Origin of the sequence: Dietzia sp., assembly GCF_036741115.1 — a bacterium.
Lineage (GTDB): Bacteria > Actinomycetota > Actinomycetes > Mycobacteriales > Mycobacteriaceae > Dietzia.
In genome coordinates this window covers 12,486-32,287 of record NZ_DAINST010000029.1, presented here as the reverse complement: position 1 = coordinate 32,287, position 19,802 = coordinate 12,486, and the positions used below count along the sequence as shown (strand labels likewise).

Sequence of the window (19,802 nt, the reverse complement as noted above, 5' to 3'; positions counted from 1 at the left end):
ACATGGTATGCGTGCTCGCGGTCTCGTGTTCGGCCGAGGTGCCCGGGGCGGCCGAACGCCGCGATGCGCTTTCGGTTCGCGGCTGCTGTTAAGGTTTCACGTGAAACCGCGCGCAGGGAATCCGGTGGGAATCCGGAACTGGCGCGCAACGGTGTGGCCGCAGGTCGGCCCGCTTCGGCGGGCGGCGAGCGGCCGAGTCCGATCGCTGCCGCGGTTCCTACCTCGCATAAGCCGATCCTCGCGCACAGGATCCGAACCAAAGGCCAGACGCTTGAGCCACCTCCGCCTCACGACGGCCGAAAAACGCGCGCAACGCGCGGGTACCGGCCGCATGCCCGTCGCACCATGGGTGCTGACGGCGGCTCTCGCGGTTCTCCTCGTGGCCAGCATAGCCGGCTCCCTCGCGTTCGGTTCCGAGCGCCTTCCGCTCGGGGACGTCCTCGGCGCGCTTCGCGCCCGAACCTTCGGCGGACCGACTCCTTCGTTTGCCGTCGATGCCATCGTCTGGGATCTGCGCCTCCCACGGGCGCTGCTGGCTGCGGTCGCCGGCGCCGGACTCGCCGTGGCGGGAGCCGCGATGCAGACGCTGGTCCGCAACCCGCTCGCCGATCCGTATCTCCTCGGCGTCTCTTCGGGGGCCTCGGTGGGGGCGACGGCGGTGCTCACCACCGGCGCGCTCTCGGGTCTCGGCGTCTACGCGCTCTCCGGCGGCGCCCTGCTCGGGGCCCTCGCGGCCTCGTTCGCCGTCTTCCTTATCGCCAGTGCGCAGGGTGGGCTCACGCCGCTGCGGCTCGTGCTCTCCGGAGTCGTGCTCTCGGCCGCGTTCTCCGCTCTCTCCTCGTTCCTCGTCTTCCTCTCGCCCGAGCCGCGCGCTGCGGAGTCGGTGATGTTCTGGCTCCTGGGTTCCGTCGCCGGCGCGACGTGGGTAAAGATCCCGATCGTCGCGGTGGTCGTGTGTGTCGCGCTCGCGGCGATGCTCGCGATCCACGGCTGGCTCGACGCGCTCGCGGCCGGAGAGGAGACGGCGCACTCGCTCGGCGTCCCCGTCCGCGCGCTGCGGATCGCGTTGTTCGTGCTCCAGGCCGTCGTGGTCGGCGCGGTTGTCGCCGTCGCGGGTGGCATCGGCTTTATCGGCCTCATCGCCCCGCACGTCGCACGTCTCGTCGTGGGCGCCCGGCATCGCGTGATGCTCCCGGTCGCCGCGCTCGGCGGCGCCCTTTTCGTGGTGTGGGTCGACACGATCTCCCGCGTGCTCGTGGCGCCGCAGGAGATGCCGCTCGGGGTGGTCACCGGGATCGTCGGAGCGCCGGTGTTCCTGCTGCTCATGGGGCGCTCGCGCTACAGCTTCGGGGGCCAGCGATGAGCGCCCGCGCGGTCCCGCTCGCCGCGCGCGACCTCCGCGTCGACCGCGGCGGCCGGACGATCCTCGACGGCGTGGGCATCGACGTTCCGGCCGGCTCGACGCTCGCGGTGGTTGGGACCAACGGCTCCGGGAAGTCCACGCTTCTGCGGGCCCTCGTGGGGATCACGCCCGCCGCGGCCGGCGAGATCGAGATCGACGGGCACGCCGCGGCGGGCGGCCGCGCTGCCTCGCGCCGCTGGGCGCGGATGCGCGCCCGGACCATGTCGTTCGTCGGCCAGGAGGAGCTGCCTACCGCCGAGCTGTCCGTGGCCGAGGCGGTGTCCCTCGGGCGCACGCCGCACCGCAAACCCTGGGCCGGCCACGATCCCGGCGAGCACGAGGCGGTCGCGCGGGCGATGGAGGCCGTCGGCATCGCCGACCTCGCCGGCACGTCGTGCTCGCGGCTGTCAGGTGGGCAGCGGCACCGCGTCGTCATCGCCAGGGCCCTCGCCCAGGAGACGCCGCTCCTGCTGCTCGACGAGCCCACCAACCACCTCGACCCCGTGTGGCGGCTGCGGTTGCTCGAGGCCCTGCGGCGTTCCGGGCGCACGGTCGTGCTCGCTCTGCACGAGCTCGACATGGTGATGCAGTACGCCGACCTCGTCGCCGTGCTCGACGGCGGCACGCTCCGCGCCCATGGCCGGCCCGCCGACGTCCTCGGTCCCGAGCTCGTCCGCGAGGTCTTCGGCGTCGAGTCGGCTGTGGTGCGCAGGCCCGGCGACGAGAGCCGCGGCGCCGGCTCCTCCGAACACCTCCTGACCTGGCACGACGATTCCGCCGATCCCGCCATTGCTGCCGAACCCGGTGCCCCTGCCATTCCCACCGAAGACGGCGCTCCCGGCGTCCCCGCCGAACCCAGCCCCGTTCCGACCGAAGAGAGACAACCATGATCTCGTCCGCATTCCGCTCGCCGTCCCCGGCGCCGCTCGCCTCGTCCCGCAGTCCGCGCCGGCGTGGGCTGGCCGGTGCGGCGTCCGCCGTCATGCTCGGCTCTCTGCTTTTGACGGCGTGCTCCGCGCCGACCGAGAGCTCCGCAGATGGCGAGGGCGGGGATGAGTTTGCGCAGCACGAGGTCACCGTGGAGAACTGCGGTGAGGAAGTCACGTTTCAGGCGCCGGCGAAGCGGATGTTCGTCAACGACTCCAACATCATTTCGATCGCGGTCGCTGCCGGAGCGGCGAAGAACATCGGGGCGATCTCGCGCCTCGACGACAAGAAAATCCTCGAGTCGGTGTACGGCGACGAGGTGCGCGAGCTCGATCTCGTCTCGCCGGATTACCCGAGCCTCGAGACCGTCCTCGCGGCGGACCCGGACGTGATGTTCGCCGGGTACGGCTATGGGTTCAGCGACGAGAAGAACCTCACGCCGGCGTCGCTCGAGGAGCATGGAATCGACTCGTACCAGCTCAGCGAGGCGTGCCGCTCCGGCGAGGGCTCGGCGCGCGGGACGATGGATCCGTGGGACGCCGTGGAGACGGACCTGCGGAATATCGCGGAGATCGCCGGCGATACCGGCCGCGCGAACGACGTGATCGCCGATATCGACGCCCGCCGCGCCATGCTCGCGAAAACGCCGGCGGCTGGGGAGAAGCCGACGGCATTCCTCTTCGATTCGGGCTCCGATTCGGTGTTCACGTCCGGCTCCTTCGGCGCCCCGCAGGCCATCCTCGAGGCGGCCGGCGCGCGCAATGCCACCGAGGACATCAAGGACACGTGGACGTCGGTCAACTGGGAGAAGATCGCGGCCTCCGCACCCGACGTGTTCGTGTTCGTCGACTACCCGCCGGAGACGCTTGAACAGAAGGTCGCCGCTCTCCGTGCGAACCCCGCCACCCGCGACCTGCCGGCGGTGCGGGAAAACCGGTTCATCAATCTGCCGTACGCGTTGTGGTGCTCGGGGCCGCTCAACATCGACGCCGCCGAGATCGTGCGCAAGGGGCTCGAGTCCTACGGACTCGTGCCGGACAGCGATATAGAGCCGCAGTTCCCGATGAGCGACCTCGACGTCGACGGCAACGACTGGGCGAAGTAGAAGCCGGTGGCCGAGGGGAGAGAAAAGTGAGCATGCGGATGTCGACGAGGAAGCTACGTGGGTCGAGCGCCGGGTTTGGCGCCCGACCAAACGCCCGGCCCGGCGCTCGTCCTTTCGCGTTCGGAGGGGGAGCGCTGGCGCTCGGCGCGGCATTTATGCTCGCCGGCTGCCAGGCCCCGACCGAGAGCGAGGAGGGCGCACGGGACGAACCCGCTGGCTCCGTCGTGGTGGAGAACTGCGGCGAGGACAAGGAGATCGTGTCCCCTGCGCGCCGGATCCTCACCACGGACGCGTCGATAACGATGATCGCGCTGGCCGTCGGCGGGGCGGAGAACATCGCCGGGGTCACGACCGTGACGGATCGCCATCTGCTCGAGAACGCCTGCGGAGAGGCCGCGGCCGGGCTCGACTACATCACCCCGGACGTCGCCTCGATGGAGACCATGCTCGGCGCGAACCCGGACCTCGTGTTCTCCGGCTGGGGGTACGGGCTCTCGGATTCGACCGGGGTGACCCCGGACGCGCTCGCGAAGCACGACATCGACTCCTATCTCCTCTCCGATTCGTGCCGCGGCGATGCGGCGACGATCCTCGGCACTGATCCGTGGGATTCGCTGCGCACGGACCTCGAGAACGTCGGCCGGATCGTCGGGCACGCGGACCGGGGCGAAGCTGCGGCCGCCGATATCGGCACCCGCCTCGGTGTGCTCCGCGAGGCCCCGCAGGCAAGCAACCCTCCTGGCGTTCTCGTCTTCGATTCCGCCTCGGACGGGGTATTCGCACCCGGCGGGGTCGGCACCCCGAATGCGATCGTCGAGGCCGCCGGCGGGAAGAACGTGCTGGCTGACGTCGAAGAACGGTGGACCACGGCGAGCTGGGAATCGCTGGCCGCTCATCCCGCGGACGCCATCGTGTTCGTGGACTATCCGGCGTACAAGTTGGCCGACAAGATCGCCCAGCTCCGCGAGAACCCCTCCACCCGCGATAGCCCTGCCGTCCGCGAGGGGCGGTTCGTGAACATCCCGTACGGCATGTGGACGGAGGGGCCGCTCAACATCGACGCCGCCGAGCTCGTGCGCAAGGGGCTCGAGTCCTACGGACTCGTGCCGGACAGCGACATCGAGCCGGGCATGAGCGTCGCCGAACTCGGCGTCGACGGCAACGACTGGGCGGGCTGAGCGGCGTCCCCGGGCGACGCCGACATCACCGGTTCCGGTGTCTATCCAGCGCGATCTCCACGGCCCCCGCGGGCGACCCGCTCCACGGCTCGCCGTGCCCACACACGAGGACGTCGGCGGAGAGCTTCGCGAGGGCGCCCAGCGATTTCTCGGCCCGCTCGGCGTCGGCGGCGAAGAAGTCCGGGAGGAGCTGCGGGCCAGAAATAGCCGAGACCGGGTGGCCCGTGGCGATGGCGTCACCCGCGAGGAGCACCCCGCGCTCGGGCAGGTGGAAGGCCACGTGGCCGTAGGTGTGCCCGGGACAGGAGACGGGGACCGGCCTGCCGGGGACGTCGAGCGGGCGCAGCGTGTCGAAGCCATGCGTCTCCGGCACCGTCGGGCGCCCCGAGCCGCCGACCGACAACACGCGCAGCGCCCACGGCAGCACGCGCGGATTACCGAGGTGCCGCGCGATCTCGCCGGGACTCGCCTGCTCGTAGTCCCCCTTCTCCGCGTGGAACGCGTCGATCCCGCTCATGTGAACCGGGGTGCCGAAGTGCCGCACGAAATGTTCGAAGGCACCGATGTGGTCGACGTGGGCGTGAGTGCCGAGGATCGCGCGCACGTCCTGCGGCGAGTGCCCGAGCGATTCGATGGAGGCGAGCACCCGGCGGCGGTCCCCGGGGAAGCCGCCGTCCACGAGAGTCAGCTCTCGGCCGTCACGAATGATGGTCCAGTTGACGAGCGAACCGACCGCCACGAACACGCCATCGGCGACCTCGTCGATCCGCACGGCCCCCCGGCTCACGCTGCGGCCTCGCGGCGCATCGGGATGTGGGGGATCCGCTCGTCCAGGTACTCGTCGCCGCAGCGCACGAAGCCGTACCGGCCGTACCAGTGCTCGAGGTACGACTGCGCGCCGATCTCGATGGGGGCGACGCCGGAATCGGCGATCGCGGCTTCGAGGAGCGCGCCGGCGAGGCCGCGGCCGCGGAATTCGGCGGCGGTGGCGACGCGCCCGATGTGCATGACCCCGCCGTGAGCGCCGTACGGGAACAGCCGCAGCGTCGCGGCGAGTTCGTCGCCATCCCACGCGAGGTAGTGAATCGTGCTCGGTAGCGGGTCGACTTCGTCGATCTCCGCGTATGGGCAGTCCTGCTCGTGGACGAATACGTCGACCCGGAGCTTGTAGAGCGCGTGCACCTCGAGTGGGCCGAGGGCCGAGAGCGTGGACCGGCGGATATCGGGGCCGGGCTGTTCGATGGCGGACATGGGTCCATTGTGCCGTCGGGGCGCGCGGGTGGCGGGCTGTGGCAGACTTGGCCGCGTGAGCAACGCAGCAGCAACGCAGAAGGCAACCTTCCACACCAACCACGGCGACATCGTGGTGGACCTGTTCGGGAACCACGCCCCGAAGACGGTGGAGAACTTCGTCGGCCTCGCCAAGGGCACGAAGGACTACTCGACCACCAATGCCTCGGGCGGAAACTCGGGTCCGTTCTACGACGGCTCGATCTTCCACCGGATCATCGACGGTTTCATGATCCAGGGCGGCGACCCCGACGGCCGCGGCACCGGAGGCCCGGGCTACGAGTTCGGCGACGAGTTCCACCCGGAGCTCCAGTTCTCCGAGCCCTACTTCCTTGCCATGGCCAACCGCGGCCCCGGCACCAACGGTTCGCAGTTCTTCATCACCGTCGGGCCGACCCCGCACCTCAACGGTCGCCACACGATCTTCGGCAAGGTCACGGACGAGGCCTCGCAGAAGGTCGTCGACGAGATCGCCAAGGTGCGCACCGGCGCGATGGACCGCCCGGTCGAGGACGTCGTCATCAACTCCATCGAGATCTCGGAGTAGATGTCCGCACCCGGGGGCCCTGCAGGTCCGAGTGGACCGGCGGGCCCCGGCGGCCCAACGGGCCCCGTAGGCCCAACTGGTCCGGCCGGCCCCGGCGGCCCTGCAGGCCAGGGTCCCCAGCCCCACCCGGCCCGGTCCACTAGACCCGGGTTCGGCGGCGCCCTCCGCGCAGTCCCCGCGACCCTGGGGATCGGAGCGGCCAACGTCCTCGCCTTCGTCGTTACGGCTGTGCAGTCGCGCAGCATCGCGGCGAACTACGAGAACTCCCGCCTCTTCGTCGACACGGTGCTCTTCGGCCCGCTCGTCGGCCGCGGCGAGGTGTGGCGACTCTTCACCAGCGCCTTCGAGCACTTCGGCTTCGTCCACCTGCTCGGCAACATGTGGATGCTGCTCATCATCGGCCTGGGAATCGAGCGTGCCATCGGCGTCGCCCGCTTCTGCGCGATCTATCTCGCGGCGATTGCCGGCGGTGCGCTCGGCGCCGTTCTCTTTACCCCGTACACCCTCGTCGCCGGCGCTTCTGGCGGACTCTTCGGCCTGCTCGGCGGCTGGATCGTCCTCGCCTCGGCGTTCCGGCTGGGCGCGCGCGGCGCGGTGATCCTCGTGGGGATCAACATCGTGTTCTCGCTGGTGGTGCCGGGCGTCTCGCTCGCCGGGCACGTCGGCGGGCTCCTCGGCGGCGCGCTCGGCGCCGCGGTTCTCGTGCTTCTGCCGCGCTACGCGCTGCGCCGCGCCAACCCGGGCACCCGCATCGGATTGGGGTGGCTGAGCTGGTTCGCCGTCACAGTGGCGCTATTCGCCGGCGGGTACGCCGCTGCCTCTCTCTAGGGAAAATCCCCGTATGACGGCGGACGTCCCACCCGCCCAGACCGCCGCACCTCCGCGGAGCGCTACGCGGTGGCGTCGACGACAGTGAACCCCGCGCGGGCGAAGGTATCGGCGACTTCGCGCGGGTTGCCGCCGAGTTCGATCGCCGAGAGGAGCATGAGCTCGCCATCGGGCAGCTCATCCGACTGTGCGGCGCGGGCGGCCGAGGCGTGGTCGGGGTGGTATTCGATGCGCAGGAGCGAGGCGACGCCGCGGCGTCGGCCGCGCAGGAGACGAACCTCGCTGATGAGCTCCCGCTCGACGAAGGTGCGCCCGCGCATGCCGAAGTAGATGATCCCATCGGGGAGAAGCTGCAGGCGGGGCGTGCGGCGGAACTGGTCGAGGCCCATGACCAGGAGAAGCGCGCCGGCGATGAGCATAACGATCGCCGGGACCGGCGATGCCCCGCTGATGAGCGCCACCAGGCCGAAGCCGATCCCGGCGAGACCCACGAGCGAGAAGACCACCGGGTACGCCATGCGCGGCGACCACTCGGTGTCGAACTCGGGGCCGGGCTCCTGAGTGGGGCCGGGGGAGGGCTGGGCATTCACAAACACACACTTTTCCTTACTTTTGCCTAAGATGCCATTATTTTTTAGTACCGCGCCACGTGGGGGTGATGTATCCACAGGGGTTGTCCACACTGTGGAGTACTTACACCCGTGTAATCCACACGATGTATTCCACAGCCGCCTTCCACAGTGTGCACAACTTACAGGCGTGTTATTCGGTTGGTTTTCCCTATCGTTTCGCTACCTGCATTAACGCTCGGTGAGAACCGGGTGTTCCAACCGCCCACCTGTGGATCTAATCGAGGCGTTTGTCCACACGTCCCGCTACCCTGTGGATAACGCCGGTAATGCGAGGAGCACCTCATGTTAGTGGGCCCGACCTGCAGCAATAGACCGGTGTCCAGGTGTTGGGATAACAGAAAACCCCCGCGGACGAGTGGCCGCGAGGGTCTGTGTGGAAAAGCCTGTGGATAACTTTCGGGAGGCCGTGGATTACGCCGGTAGGCGAGGCAATGGGCCTCTAGCTGTGGAGTGCGCTAACAGAGTTGAGCGGCAGAGGCGCCGTGCGCTAGCAGCGTTTTGCGTTAGCCGCGCCAGCGCATCGTCATGAGCAGCCCGATGATCATCAGCCCGAAGCCGATGGCGAAGTTCTGCCAGTTGCCGAGGTTCGCCATCCACTCCCAGCGGTCGCCGATCAGGTAGTAGGCGATGAGCCACAGGAGCCCCACGAGGAGGAAGCCGAACATGAACGCGAGGTACCAACGCGGCGTCGGGTTCGAGCTGACCTTGACCGGCGTGCGGTTGTTGGCAGCTGCCTGCGTGTACTCGGTCTTCGACCGGACCTTGGACTTGGGCATTTAACTGATTCCTGCTTCCGTTCTGCTTTCGCTCTGCTTCCGAACGAGTGTCGTGAACAGTAGGCCCAATCTACCACGGGGAACGTGCCGTAACCCCACCCGTCGAGCCTCGCGGCGGCCTGTTTCGCTCGCGGCGCGAACGCGCCTGGCGAACCCGGTCGGGCAACGCCTCGCGGCCTCCGCGCGAACTCCTCGCGCGCGGCTCCGCCACCGCTCCGCCCCAGCTCCGCTCCCGTTTCGCCGTCGCACCGGCGCGGACGTATGCTGCACGCATGCGCGTTCTGGTGGTCGACAACTACGACAGCTTCGTCTACAACCTGGTCCAGTACCTGGGTCAGCTCGGCGCGGAGGTCACGGTCTTGCGCAACGACGATCCGTCGCTCACCGGTCGCGAGGCGCCCTCCGCCCCGAACACGGCTCCGCTCGACTATGACGACGACGTGGCCGCACGCCTCGGGGCCCTCCTCGAAAACTTCGACGGAGTACTGCTCAGCCCCGGTCCCGGAGTCCCGGAGCTCGCGGGGGCGACCCCGGCGATGATCCACCACGCCAAGGCCACGGGATCCACCCCGATCCTCGGAGTCTGCCTCGGCCATCAGGCGATCGGCACGGTCTTCGGCGCCACCGTCGGCCGCGCGCCGCAGCTCATGCACGGCAAGACCAGCGAGGTCGTCCACGACGGATCCGGGGTCCTCGACGGGCTCCCCGATCCGTTCACCGCCATGCGCTACCACTCGCTCACCATCGAGGAGTCCACTCTTCCGGAGGAGCTAGTTCCTACGGCGCGCACAGCGGACGGCACCCTGATGGCGGTGCGCCACCGCGAGCTCCCGATCCACGGCGTGCAGTTCCACCCCGAGTCGGTGGCGAGCCAGAACGGGCACCAGATCCTCGCGAACTGGATGCGGATCAGCGGCTTCGCCCCCCGCGATGGCCTGGTCGAGGAACTCACCGCCGCCGGGGTGCGCTAGCCCCCGAGCCCCGGAATCCCGAGGCGGTAGACCCGCACGGTGATCTGGTCGTTGATCCCGGCCTCGCCAGGACCCGGCGACTGCGAGGCGATCTTGCCGACCTTGCCGATGTCGGTGTCGTTCTGCTGCTGCTGGATGAGCTGATCGTTCGTGCCGCGCCACCCGGCGGAGTGCAGCGCATCGAGGGCCTGGGTGGCGTCCATGTTGATGAGGTTGGGGACGAGGAAGCGGTTCCCCTTCGACACCGACAGCACGATGGTCGCGCCCTTGACCTGCGACTGCCCGCCGGCCGTCGACTGCTCGACGACCTTGCCCTGCGCCGCCCGCGAGTCGACGTCCTGGATCTCCACGCGGAAGCCGAGCCCCGAGAGGGTCGAGTTCGCATCGGAGACCGACTGACCCACGAGGTCGGGGACATTGACCTCCTCGGGGCCGGTGCCGACGGTGAGCTGGACCGGCTGATCGAACGGGATCGACGTGCCGACCGGCGGATCGGAGGAAATGACCTTGCCTTCGTCCTCGGGGGTCGACGGCGCGGAGCGGTCTTCGTTGGCGACGGTGAGTCCGGCCTCGATGAGCGCGCGCCGCGCGTCGTCGGGCGAGCGGCCCGTGATCTGCGGTACCTCGAGCATCCGCTTGCCGGTCGAGTTGACGATCGTGATGGTCGCGCCCGCGACGAGCAGCTTGCCCGGGACGGGATCGGTGGTGATCACGTGGCCTGCAGGAACGACAGGGTCGTTCTGCTCGCGGGTCTCGACCTGCAACCCGAGCGAGCGCAGCTCCTCGGCGGCCTCGTTCGCATCCTTGCCGGACACATCGGGCACCGTGACCTGCTGCGGCGCCGCCGACTGTTGCTCGTCCTGCGCATCGCCGCGGCCCCACACAGCCCACGAAACGCCGCCAAGTAGGGCCATGACGACGATCGCCGCGACACCGATGAGTATGCGGCGCCGCCCGCGGCCGTCGCTCGCCATGGCGGAACCGGCACGTCCGCCGTCATTCCGATTGCGGAAACTCCCCAGGGCGCGAAGGCGCGACTCGGTCTCGCCCGCCGACGTGTCCTGCTCGCCGAGGGAGCCGGGGCTCGCGGCGCCCGCTCCGCCGGGGCCGGCGCCGGGCTCGCCCTGCGGCATGACCATCGGGGCGGCGGGCTTGCGACCGGCGAGCACGTCGAGGAGATCGCTGCGCATCTCGCCGGCGTTGAGGTAACGGTTGTGGACGTTCTTGCTCATCGCCGCCATGACCACGGCGTCGATGTAGGGATCGAGTCCCTCGCGCAGAGTCGACGGAGGCTGCGGGACCTCCTTGACGTGCTGGTAGGCGACCGCGACCGCGGACTCGCCGACGAACGGCGGGCGCCCCGTGAGCAGCTCGTAGAGCACGCAGCCGGCCGAGTACACGTCCGAGCGGCCGTCGACGCTCTGCCCCTGCGCCTGCTCCGGCGACAAGTACTGCGCCGTGCCGAGCACAGCGGAGGTCTCGGTGAGCGTCGAGGTGTACTCGCTCACCGCGCGGGCGATACCGAAGTCCATGACCTTGACCGCGCCGTCCGACGACACCATGATGTTCGCCGGTTTGACGTCGCGGTGCACGATGCCCTTGCGGTGCGAGAAGTCCAGCGCGCCACAGACATCGGCCATGATCGCGAGCGCCAGCTTGGGCTCGATCTCGCCGTCGGACCGGATGATGTCGCGGAGCGTGCGCCCGCGGACGAGCTCCATGACGATGTATGGGAACACCGCGCCGTCGACCGTCTCCTCGCCGGTGTCGAAGGTCCGCACGATCGACGGATGGGTGAGCACCGCCGAGTTCTGGGCCTCGCGGCGGAAGCGCTCGTAGAACGTGGCGTCGCGCGCGAGCTCGGGGCGCATCATCTTGATCGCGACGTCGCGATCGAGTTGCTGGTCGTGCGCCTGGCGCACCTCGGACATGCCGCCGAAGCCCAGCACTTCGCCGAGCTGGTAGCGGCCGCCGAGGATTCCCGGTTCTGTCACTCCGCGGCCCTACCGCTCTCGCCCGGCGTGCCCGCATAGCCGTTGTTGCCGCCGGCCGGCGCCTGCGCGCCGCCCCGCTGCTGGTTCTGGCCGCCGTTGAACAGGTCGTCGAGCGCGTTGCCCAGATCGTCGCCCGGATTGGGCGCCGAGGTCGGGTTGGGGAGGGTCCCCTGGCCACCCGAGGACGTGCTCGGCTCCTCCGAGGTGGTGGGCTCCTCGGAGGATGTGGGCGTCTCCGTGCTGGTCACGGTCTCGGGCGGCGGCACGTACGTCTCGGTCGGCTGCTCCTCGGTGGTGGTCGGGGTGGGCTGCACCGTCGAAGTGACGGGTGGCGGGGTCGACTCCTTGCCGAGGTTCGACGACGCCCACCACACGGCGGCCACCGCGGCCGCGGTGACGAGGAGGGCGATGAGGAAACCCCAGATGCAGCCGGCGCCGATGCCGCGGCCGCGCTTCGGTCGGTCCGGTTCGGTCGCGGGCTGTCCGCCCTGCTGCGGGGCCTGGCTCGGGTAGTCGCCGGCGCCGAACGAACCCGTATCTGGCCCGGGGTACCCGCCAGTCGGCGGTCCCTGCTGGCCGTACTGGCCGGTGGCAGGCGCGGGCTGGCGGCTGGGGAAGCCGCCGGTCCCGGGCGCGGGCAGGCGGGAGGTGCCGGGTGCGCCCTGACCTTGTGCGGCCGCCGTGCCTGCGCCCATCGCGGCGCCCGCGGCGAGGCCGGCTGCACCGGCCCCGGCGGCCGGGCCGAGGAGCCCGGTGTTGCGGATGGTCTGGGTCGCCGAGTCGCCGACCACGCCGATCGGCGGGTTGGGCTCGTGCCCGGCGCGCACCGAGGCGGTGGCCGCGGCGAAGGCGGCGCCGTCCGAGTATCGCTGGCTCGGGTCCTTCGCCATGCCGTAGGCGATGAGCTCGCGCATGTGAGGCGAGACGTCGTCCGGCAGGTCGGGCGCCTCGTCGCGGACGTGCGCCATCGCGATAGCCAGCGGGGAGTCTGCGTTGAATGGACGCTGCCCCGCGAGGCACTCGTAACCGACCACGGCGAGCGAATACACGTCTCCCGCCGGGGTCGCGTCCTCGCCCATAGCCTGTTCGGGAGCGATGTAGTGGGCGGTGCCGATGATCATGCCCGTCTGGGTCACCGCGGCCTCGCCCATGGCCTTCGCGATGCCGAAGTCCGTGAGCTTCACCTGCCCCGCAGGCGTGATCATGATGTTGCCCGGCTTGACGTCGCGGTGCACGAGACCGATGCCGTGCGCGGCCTGCAGCGCGCGGGACGTCTGCTCGAGCACGTCGAGGACGTGCTGCTCGGGCAGCCGCGGGGAGCGCCGGAGGACCTCCGAGAGCGGCTCGCCGCGGACGAACTCCATGACCAGGTAGGACAACGGCTGCGAGGCATCGTCCGAGATCTCGCCGTAGTCGTAGACCTGCGCCACGTTTCCGTGCTGGACCCGCGCCGTCATCTTGGCTTCGGAGCGGAAGCGGGAGACGAACTCCGTGTCGCCGGAGAACTGCGGATGTAGGACCTTGACGGCGACCGTCCGGTCGAGCACGTCGTCGTGTGCTTCCCACACGCGGCCCATTCCGCCGGCCGCGATGTGGCGGGTCAGGCGATAGCGGTCGCCGATGATCGAACCAACCTCGAGGTTCATTGCGCACCTCCTAGGATCGAGCCGATGACCTCGCGGCCGATCGGGGCCGCGACGGTTGCGCCGACGGTGTCGCTGGTGATGCCGGGGCCGCTCTCGATGCAGACGGCGACGGCGACGTCGCGACCCGGCGCGAAGGCGATGTACCAGGTGTACGGCACGGAGCTGTCGCCCTCGCCGTGCTCGGCGGTGCCGGTCTTCGAGGCGATCTGGACGCCGGGGAGACCGCCGCCCGAGTGCTGCTCCGAGCCCTCCATGAGCGTGGTGAGCTGCGCCGCGATATCCGGCGAGACGGCCTCGCCTGCCTCCTTCGGTTTGAACTCCGAGACGGTCGAGAGGTTCGGTGCCTGGAGCCTGCGGATGAGCTGCGGGTGCATCCGCTTGCCGTTGTTGGAGACCGTTGCGGCCATCATCGCCGCCTGCAGAGTGGTCGAGCGGACGTCGGACTGGCCGATCGCGCTCATGGCGAGCTGCGCGTCGTCCCCGACATCGCCCACCCCGGACGGGCTCGTGGGCACGCCGATGTCCGGCGCCTGGCCGTCATAGCCGAAGCGCTTGGCGACGTCCTCGAACTTGTCCTGCCCGATCTGCGGGGCGGACTCGACGAACGGCACGTTGCATGACAGCGCGAACGCCGTGGACAGGGTCGTGGTGCCGCCACCGCCGCAGGTCGAGCCGCCGTAGTTCTCGAGGCTCGTGACGGTGCCGGGGAGCACTGTGCTCGGGGCGCCGGAGACCGGGGAATCGGGGGTCATGCCCGATTCGAGCGCCGCCGCGGTGGTGATGACCTTGTAGATCGAGCCGGGTGGCAGGGCCGTCTGCGTCGCATGGTTGAGCAGCGGCTGGCCCGGATCCTGCGTGAGGTTCTCCATCGTCTGCGAGGCCTCGTCCGAGCCCGAGAGGAGGTCGTTGGGGTTGAACGACGGGCTCGAGGCGAGCGAGAGGATCTCGCCGGTGGAGGGCTTGACCGCGGCCACCGAGCCGACGAGCGGGCCCTGCCCGGTGCCTCGCTGCAGCGCATCGTAGGCGGTGCGCTGCCCTGCGGGGGACAGCGTGAGGTCGACATTGCCGCCCTGCGGCGTGCGCCCGGAGAGGAAGCCGCGGAGTCGCTCGGTCCACAGGCGGTCGTCCGACCCGTTGAGGAACGCGTCCTGGGTCGACTCGAGTCCGGCGGTCGAATACTGCAGGGAGTAGTAGCCGACGACCGGCGAGAACGGCACCGAATCGGGGTCGGGGTACTGCCGCTGCCAGGGGATCTGGCCTTCCGCGGGCACGCTCACGGCGAGCACTTGCCCATCGGCGGTGATCTGCCCGCGCTGGCGGGAGTACTCGTCGAGCAGCATCCGCGAGTTACGGGGGTCCTGGCGCAGAGAATTCGCCTGGAAGACTTGCACGTTGGTGAGTTGCAGCAGCAGCAGGATCACCATGATCGCCGCAGCAACTGAGACGCGTCTGATTGCGCGGTTCATCCGTTCCACCTCGCTCCCGAACCGGGGGAGCCGGCCTGCGGCGCTGCGGGCCCGGCCGACGCGGCAGGCCCAGCCGGCGCAGCCGGAGCGGCTTGCGGGGCCGGGGCCGCAGGGACCGCGGCGGCCGCCGCAGGTGCCGGCGTGTTGACCGGCGGCAGCGGCGTCCGCGCCTCGTTGGAGATGCGCAGGAGTATCGCGAGGATGATGTAGTTCGCGAGCAGCGAGGAGCCGCCGTAGGCGACGAACGGCATGGTCAGGCCGGTCATGGGGATGAGCCGGGACACGCCGCCGACCACGACGAAGAGCTGCACGGCGATGGTGAAGCCGAGGCCGGTGGCGAGGAGCTTGCCGAAGCTGTCGCGGACCGTGAGCGCGATGCGGATGGCCCGGTACACGAACACGAGGTAGACGAGCAGCACGGCGGCGAGTCCGATGAGCCCGAGCTCTTCGCCGATGGTCGAGGTGATGAAGTCGGTGTTCGCGAACGGCACCTGCTGCGGCCGACCGTTGCCGAGACCCGTGCCGCCGACGCCGCCGGTGGCCATCCCGAACATGCCCTGCGAGAGCTGGTAGCCGGTGCCGTCGTAGTAGGCGAAGGGATCGAGCCAGGTCTGCACGCGGACGCGCACGTGGCCGAACATGAAGTAGGCGGCGGTCGCGCCGGCGATGAACAGCACGAGGCCGATGAGCAGCCACGAGACCTTCTCGGTCGCCGTGTAGATCATCGTGAGCACCGTGGCGAAGATGAGCAGGCTGGTGCCGAGGTCGCTGTTGAGTACGAGCACGACGAGCGAGAGCAGCCAGGCGAGCAGCACCGGGCCGAGGTCACGCGCGCGCGGGAGGTCGATCCCGAGGAAGCGCTTGCCCGCGGTGGCAAAGAGATCGCGCTTGGACACGAGGATCGCCGCCATCGAGATGATGAGCAGGATCTTGGAGAACTCGCCGGGCTGGATCGAGAAGCCGGGCAGGAGGATCCAGTTCTTCGCGCCGTTGACCTCGGAGAAGCGCGACGGCAGGATCGTCGGGATCATGAGCAGCAGGAGGCCGAAGAAGCCGAGCGTGTAGCCGAACTTGGACAGTGCCCGGTGGTCGCGCATGCCGATCATCGTGCCGATGAGCGCGACGATCCCGAGCAGGGTCCACATGAGCTGGCGGATCACGTCGAAGGAGGCTTCGGGATCCGCGGCCTCGGCCGCGAGGTCGAGGCGGTAGATGATCACCAGGCCGATGCCGTTGAGCAGCGCGGCGCATGGCAGCAGGTACGGATCGGAGTAGGGCGCGAACATGCGCACCGCTGCGTGGGCGAGCGCGAACAGGCCGAAGTACCCGGCGAGAAGCCAGATGAGGTCGACCGTGATCGACTTCTCCATCGACATCATGGTCACGGCGGCGGCCACGCCGACGATGACCACGGCGAAGAGCAGCAGGAAGATCTCCGTCCAGCGGCCGCCGGCGTTCGCCGCGGCGTTGCGGGCACGGATCGAGTCGAAGAGCTGTGCCATCTACGCCACCGCCCTGCAATTGACGCCCGGCGAGGGCGAATCGGCGCCGACCTGCGCACCGCCCTGATCTGCTGGCTGGTCCGCGGGGTGCCCGGGAGCGGGAGACGGCTCGGCGGGCGGCTCGGGCGCGTCGGAGGGAGCGGGATGGTCTGACGGCGGAGCTGCCGGCGCCGGGGCGGGCGGGTTCGCCGCCGCGTGGGCCTTTTCGAGTTCCGCACACGTGGGGAGGAGCTCGTCCATCGCCAGACGGTTGATCTGATCCGAGGCGTCGGAAAGCGAACCGGACGGCAGGCCGGCATCGACCTGCGCCCGCGCCCCGGCCTTGAGGTCGCCGACGGTGAAGACGTTGCAGGCCGTGGGCGCGGCATCGGCGTCGACGAGATCGAGGCGGCCTTCGCGGGAGAGGCAGCCGATCTGCGTGACAGAGGCGAGCTGTACTCCGAAGACCTCTCCGGAGATGCCCTGCTTAACCACTACGCGACTGTCGTCGGAGGCGACGAAATAGTTCGAGCGGATGAGCATGGTGGTGGCGCCCAGGCCGACGGCGACGACGACGAGGGCCAGGATCGAGAGCAGCGCCACCCGCAGCTTGCGGCTGCGGGCCTTAGCTTTTCCCGGCCCCTCACCCGCCGTCCCGACCGATTCGGATTTACTCCGCGGTTCGGGCGATCCGGAGCCGACGCCGCGCTGCGAGCGGGCGAAGGCGGCGGCGCGGGCCGCGGCCGAATCGGTGACCAGGATCGAGTCGGTGGACTCCGAGGAGGCGGCGCCGACCACTACGGGGCGGGTCGACGGGGCGTCGCGGTCCTCGACGACCTCGGCGACGACGACAGTGATGTTGTCCGGGCCGCCCGAGCGCAGCGCGAGGGAGATGAGCTTGTCGACCGCCTCCTTCGGGGTGCCCTCCGCGAGGGTGTCCTGGATGGTCGAGGTGCTCACGGGGTCGGAGAGCCCGTCCGAGCACAGCAGGTAGCGGTCGCCCTTGCGGACCTCGCGCACCGCGGTGGTCGGCTCGACTTCCTGGCCGGTGAGGGCCTTGAGGATCAACGAGCGCTGCGGGTGCGAATGTGCCTCGTCCGCGGTGATCCGGCCCTCGTCCACCATCGACTGGACGAAGGTGTCGTCTCGGGTGAGCTGGGACAGTTCGCCGTCACGAAGCAGATAGGCGCGCGAGTCGCCGACATGGAGCAGGCCGACCCGGCGGCCGTCGAAGAGCAGGGCGGTGAGCGTGCAGCCCATGCCCTCACGCGCCGAGTCCTCGGCGACGGACGCGGCAATCGCTTCGTTGCCCGCGTGCATAGCGGTGGCGAGCGCGCCGGTGAGGTCCGAGCCGGGCTCGTCCTCGTCGAGGGGGGAGAGCGCGCCGATCATCAACTGCGAGGCGACCTCGCCGGCAGCGTGGCCGCCCATGCCGTCGGCGAGGGCGAGGAGACGCGGGCCGGCGAAGGCCGAGTCCTCGTTGTTCTCGCGCACGAGGCCGAGGTCGGAGCGCGCGTGGAAGTCCAGTGCGAAACTCACGAGCGCAACTCGATCGTCGTAGTGCCGATCCGCACGGGCGTACCCGCCGGAACCCGCACGGGCGTGGTGACCTTGGTCCTGTCCAAAAATGTTCCGTTCGTCGAACCGAGGTCCTCGAGGAACCACTCGGAGCCGTGGGGCACGAGCCGCGCGTGCTGGTTTGAGGCGTAATCATCGTCGATCACGAGCGTCGAGTTCGGCGCCCTGCCGAGCAGCACGGGTTGATCCGCGAGCGTGATGCGGGTGCCCTGGAGCGCGCCCTCGGTGACCACGAGATGGCGGATGGCCTTGGAGCGGGCGAAGATTCCGCCGCCCTGACGCTGGATCGGCCCCGATGCGGCGGGGCCGCCGGAAACCGCCTGGAGATCTCGCCGCAGAGAACGGACCACGAGGTAGATGAACAGCCACAGCAGAATGAGGAGCAGGCCGCGCGAGAGCTGGAGAACGATGCCCTGCATAGTGGTCCCTCCTTTCTCTTGCGGTTCGGATACGGCTGGTTTCGGGGCCGCGGTGCGGTCCCGGTCGAACTGCCTAGCGACGAAGCGTATCGCGAATGGCGGGCAGGGCGGTAGCGCCGGACGACAATTCGCGAAGCCCGACCCCCTAGATTCTAGGGAAAAACGGCGACATTCCGCGCGGAACCGAAATCCGTCGAGCGGTCACTACTTAACCGAAACGAACGAGGATCTCGGAATGTCCCATCCGGATCACGTCGCCGTCGGCGAGCTGCCAATCCTGGACAGGCCCGCCGTTGACGGTCGTACCGTTCGTCGAGCCGAGATCCGAGAGAACCGCCTGGCGGCCGTCGTAGCTGATGTCCACGTGCTGGCGGGAGACTCCGGTATCGGGGAGGCGGAAATCAGCGTCCTGGCCGCGGCCGAGGAGGTTGGAGCCCCTGCTCAGGCGATAGGTGCGGCCCGAGCCGTCTTCGAGCACGAGGGTGACACCGGCCGTGGCTGCTGCAGACGGGCCGGGTGGGTTGTTGCTCGGCGCGGGCTCGTCGTAGGCGCCGCCGTCCGGGACGATGGCGGGCTGCGGCGCCGCAGGGCCCGACGTCTGCCGGTTCCAGCCGGGAGAGGCGGCCTCGACCGGCTCGCCGCTGGACCAATCCTCGTATGACGACGGACCGCGGCCGCCGCCGGGAGGGGCGACGTCGCCGTCAGCCCGGAATTGGCCGGTATGTAGGTTGGTGCGCTCGACCAGTCGTACGGCGACGGGGCCCTCGGTCTCCCAGCCCTGCTCGGCGATGAAGTCCGCGAGGTGCCGCGAGAACGTCTTGACGGCGAGCTGCTCCTCGGCCGCGAACTGCTCGTAGTCCGACTTGCCGAGGGTGATCGTGTACTCGTTGGGCACGAGCTTGCGCCCGCCGGAGCTGCGCACCGAGGAGAGCGCCTGCTGTTGGAGCGCGGATTCGATCTCGGAGGCGACGACGTTGCCTCCGAAGACCCGGGCAAACGTGTCGCCCACGGCGCTCTGCAGGGTGCGCTCGAATCTCGAGACAATCCCCATGTCCCCTCCTTTTCCCAGACCCCGGCTGCGTGGTCGCCTCCGAGATGTTGGTCGGGCTGGTCGTCGTTCGCTGTGGTCCAAGCTCCCTGAGCTAACTATATTAAGGCGGGAGGCGGAAATCGACGCGGCCGGACCTGCGGTTGAGCGCCCGCGGAGGCGCTGCGTTGGGGTACTCGTAGCAGGTGGGCGCGATTTCGCGAGGGGCTCCGGTAGCCGGTGCGGACTGCGTTGATTTCGGTGGCGGCGCGCGTACGTGATAAAGTTTGCGAGCTACTTGCGCGAGTGGCGGAATGGCAGACGCGCTGGCTTCAGGTGCCAGTGTCCTTCGGGACGTGGGGGTTCAAGTCCCCCCTCGCGCACAATGAGCAGTTCAAGTCGAGAGCTGTGGGGAGTTCAAATCGGGTTTGCCCAGTTTGGGCTCCCTTTTTCGTTGTCTGGGCGGCTCGAGTGCATGGTGCGGGAAAGTGAGAGCAAAGTCCCGAAAAGACCGATCAGTTGGTTCTTCCGGGCC

At 69.4% G+C, this 19,802-nt stretch carries 18 protein-coding genes and 1 tRNA gene; 8 read left to right on the top strand and 11 right to left on the bottom strand.

Annotated elements, in window-relative coordinates; genetic code table 11:
- The first annotated feature begins 331 nt into the window (after nucleotides 1–331).
- The 4 genes from V7E05_RS06495 to V7E05_RS06480 all read left to right on the top strand — a co-directional run bounded on the left by V7E05_RS06495 (nucleotide 332) and on the right by V7E05_RS06480 (nucleotide 4,612).
- A complete protein-coding gene (locus V7E05_RS06495) occupies nucleotides 332–1,363 on the top strand; it encodes a FecCD family ABC transporter permease (protein ID WP_333618856.1) in 1,032 nt (343 codons plus the stop codon).
- Complete coding sequence (locus V7E05_RS06490) at nucleotides 1,360–2,292, top strand: ABC transporter ATP-binding protein (RefSeq protein WP_333618855.1); 933 nt, start codon at nucleotides 1,360–1,362, stop codon at nucleotides 2,290–2,292. The genes V7E05_RS06495 and V7E05_RS06490 overlap by 4 nt, the downstream gene beginning before the upstream one ends.
- Nucleotides 2,293–2,384: 92 nt before the next feature.
- Complete coding sequence (locus V7E05_RS06485; RefSeq protein ID WP_333618859.1) at nucleotides 2,385–3,434, top strand: ABC transporter substrate-binding protein; 1,050 nt, start codon at nucleotides 2,385–2,387, stop codon at nucleotides 3,432–3,434.
- Between the two features lie 155 nt (nucleotides 3,435–3,589).
- Nucleotides 3,590–4,612, top strand: a complete 1,023-nt coding sequence (locus V7E05_RS06480) for an ABC transporter substrate-binding protein (protein ID WP_333618854.1) — start codon at nucleotides 3,590–3,592, stop codon at nucleotides 4,610–4,612.
- Between the two features lie 25 nt (nucleotides 4,613–4,637).
- Here V7E05_RS06480 and V7E05_RS06475 read toward each other — a convergent pair whose 3' ends face one another.
- On the bottom strand, nucleotides 4,638–5,399 hold the full coding sequence (locus V7E05_RS06475; protein ID WP_333618853.1) for an MBL fold metallo-hydrolase: 762 nt from the start codon (nucleotides 5,397–5,399) through the stop codon (nucleotides 4,638–4,640).
- Nucleotides 5,396–5,863 (bottom strand): GNAT family N-acetyltransferase, encoded by a 468-nt coding sequence (locus tag V7E05_RS06470; protein WP_333618852.1) that lies wholly within the window; start codon nucleotides 5,861–5,863, stop codon nucleotides 5,396–5,398. Before V7E05_RS06470 ends, V7E05_RS06475 begins: the two co-directional genes overlap by 4 nt.
- Before the next feature lie 55 nt (nucleotides 5,864–5,918).
- Here V7E05_RS06470 and V7E05_RS06465 point away from each other — a divergent pair, with 55 nt between their 5' ends.
- Nucleotides 5,919–6,449: a peptidylprolyl isomerase gene (locus tag V7E05_RS06465; RefSeq protein WP_333618851.1), complete on the top strand. Its 531-nt coding sequence runs from the start codon at nucleotides 5,919–5,921 to the stop codon at nucleotides 6,447–6,449.
- A gap of 228 nt (nucleotides 6,450–6,677) precedes the next feature.
- Entirely contained in the window at nucleotides 6,678–7,277 is a 600-nt protein-coding gene (locus V7E05_RS06460) for a rhomboid family intramembrane serine protease (protein ID WP_333618850.1), read from the top strand.
- A gap of 62 nt (nucleotides 7,278–7,339) precedes the next feature.
- Here V7E05_RS06460 and V7E05_RS06455 read toward each other — a convergent pair whose 3' ends face one another.
- Both V7E05_RS06455 and crgA read right to left on the bottom strand, forming a co-directional pair.
- Entirely contained in the window at nucleotides 7,340–7,873 is a 534-nt protein-coding gene (locus tag V7E05_RS06455) for a PH domain-containing protein (RefSeq protein ID WP_333618849.1), read from the bottom strand.
- Nucleotides 7,874–8,412: 539 nt separating this feature from the next.
- Nucleotides 8,413–8,685, bottom strand: coding sequence for a cell division protein CrgA (gene crgA / locus V7E05_RS06450; RefSeq protein WP_333618848.1), 273 nt, complete (start codon nucleotides 8,683–8,685; stop codon nucleotides 8,413–8,415).
- 272 nt (nucleotides 8,686–8,957) lie between these two features.
- Here crgA and V7E05_RS06445 point away from each other — a divergent pair, with 272 nt between their 5' ends.
- Nucleotides 8,958–9,656 carry an anthranilate synthase component II gene (locus V7E05_RS06445; protein ID WP_333618847.1) on the top strand — a complete coding sequence of 233 codons (699 nt, stop codon included), beginning with the start codon at nucleotides 8,958–8,960 and terminating at the stop codon, nucleotides 9,654–9,656.
- Here the strand turns inward: V7E05_RS06445 and pknB are convergent.
- The 7 genes from pknB to V7E05_RS06410 form a co-directional block, all read right to left on the bottom strand.
- The gene (gene pknB, locus V7E05_RS06440) at nucleotides 9,653–11,650 is read right to left on the bottom strand and encodes a Stk1 family PASTA domain-containing Ser/Thr kinase (protein ID WP_333618846.1); all 1,998 of its coding nucleotides are present in this window, start codon (nucleotides 11,648–11,650) and stop codon (nucleotides 9,653–9,655) included. The two genes, V7E05_RS06445 and pknB, sit on opposite strands and share 4 nt — an antisense overlap.
- Nucleotides 11,647–13,296: a serine/threonine-protein kinase gene (locus V7E05_RS06435; protein WP_333618845.1), complete on the bottom strand. Its 1,650-nt coding sequence runs from the start codon at nucleotides 13,294–13,296 to the stop codon at nucleotides 11,647–11,649. Before V7E05_RS06435 ends, pknB begins: the two co-directional genes overlap by 4 nt.
- Nucleotides 13,293–14,762 (bottom strand): penicillin-binding transpeptidase domain-containing protein, encoded by a 1,470-nt coding sequence (locus tag V7E05_RS06430; RefSeq protein ID WP_333618844.1) that lies wholly within the window; start codon nucleotides 14,760–14,762, stop codon nucleotides 13,293–13,295. Before V7E05_RS06430 ends, V7E05_RS06435 begins: the two co-directional genes overlap by 4 nt.
- On the bottom strand, nucleotides 14,759–16,264 hold the full coding sequence (locus V7E05_RS06425) for an FtsW/RodA/SpoVE family cell cycle protein (protein ID WP_333618843.1): 1,506 nt from the start codon (nucleotides 16,262–16,264) through the stop codon (nucleotides 14,759–14,761). Before V7E05_RS06425 ends, V7E05_RS06430 begins: the two co-directional genes overlap by 4 nt.
- Nucleotides 16,265–17,782, bottom strand: coding sequence for a PP2C family protein-serine/threonine phosphatase (locus V7E05_RS06420; RefSeq protein ID WP_333618842.1), 1,518 nt, complete (start codon nucleotides 17,780–17,782; stop codon nucleotides 16,265–16,267).
- Nucleotides 17,779–18,240, bottom strand: a complete 462-nt coding sequence (locus V7E05_RS06415; RefSeq protein ID WP_333618841.1) for an FHA domain-containing protein FhaB/FipA — start codon at nucleotides 18,238–18,240, stop codon at nucleotides 17,779–17,781. The genes V7E05_RS06420 and V7E05_RS06415 overlap by 4 nt, the downstream gene beginning before the upstream one ends.
- Nucleotides 18,241–18,448: 208 nt before the next feature.
- Nucleotides 18,449–19,291 (bottom strand): DUF3662 and FHA domain-containing protein, encoded by an 843-nt coding sequence (locus V7E05_RS06410; RefSeq protein WP_333618840.1) that lies wholly within the window; start codon nucleotides 19,289–19,291, stop codon nucleotides 18,449–18,451.
- 276 nt (nucleotides 19,292–19,567) lie between these two features.
- Between V7E05_RS06410 and V7E05_RS06405 the strand changes: the two genes are divergently transcribed.
- Nucleotides 19,568–19,650, top strand: a tRNA-Leu gene (locus V7E05_RS06405).
- Nucleotides 19,651–19,802 lie beyond the last annotated feature (152 nt).

What these genes read in the sequence shown, in the direction of transcription:
- V7E05_RS06480 (WP_333618854.1), top strand. Translation starts at nt 3,590, where the DNA reads ATGCTCGCCGGCTGCCAGGCCCCGACCGAGAGCGAGGAGGGCGCACGG.
- V7E05_RS06485 (WP_333618859.1), top strand. Translation starts at nt 2,385, where the DNA reads ATGCTCGGCTCTCTGCTTTTGACGGCGTGCTCCGCGCCGACCGAGAGC.
- V7E05_RS06495 (WP_333618856.1), top strand. Translation starts at nt 332, where the DNA reads ATGCCCGTCGCACCATGGGTGCTGACGGCGGCTCTCGCGGTTCTCCTC.
- crgA (WP_333618848.1), bottom strand. Translation starts at nt 8,685, where the DNA reads ATGCCCAAGTCCAAGGTCCGGTCGAAGACCGAGTACACGCAGGCAGCT.
- V7E05_RS06470 (WP_333618852.1), bottom strand. Translation starts at nt 5,863, where the DNA reads ATGTCCGCCATCGAACAGCCCGGCCCCGATATCCGCCGGTCCACGCTC.
- V7E05_RS06415 (WP_333618841.1), bottom strand. Translation starts at nt 18,240, where the DNA reads ATGCAGGGCATCGTTCTCCAGCTCTCGCGCGGCCTGCTCCTCATTCTG.
- V7E05_RS06490 (WP_333618855.1), top strand. Translation starts at nt 1,360, where the DNA reads ATGAGCGCCCGCGCGGTCCCGCTCGCCGCGCGCGACCTCCGCGTCGAC.
- V7E05_RS06430 (WP_333618844.1), bottom strand. Translation starts at nt 14,762, where the DNA reads ATGAACCGCGCAATCAGACGCGTCTCAGTTGCTGCGGCGATCATGGTG.
- V7E05_RS06435 (WP_333618845.1), bottom strand. Translation starts at nt 13,296, where the DNA reads ATGAACCTCGAGGTTGGTTCGATCATCGGCGACCGCTATCGCCTGACC.
- V7E05_RS06425 (WP_333618843.1), bottom strand. Translation starts at nt 16,264, where the DNA reads ATGGCACAGCTCTTCGACTCGATCCGTGCCCGCAACGCCGCGGCGAAC.
- V7E05_RS06445 (WP_333618847.1), top strand. Translation starts at nt 8,958, where the DNA reads ATGCGCGTTCTGGTGGTCGACAACTACGACAGCTTCGTCTACAACCTG.
- V7E05_RS06410 (WP_333618840.1), bottom strand. Translation starts at nt 19,291, where the DNA reads ATGGGGATTGTCTCGAGATTCGAGCGCACCCTGCAGAGCGCCGTGGGC.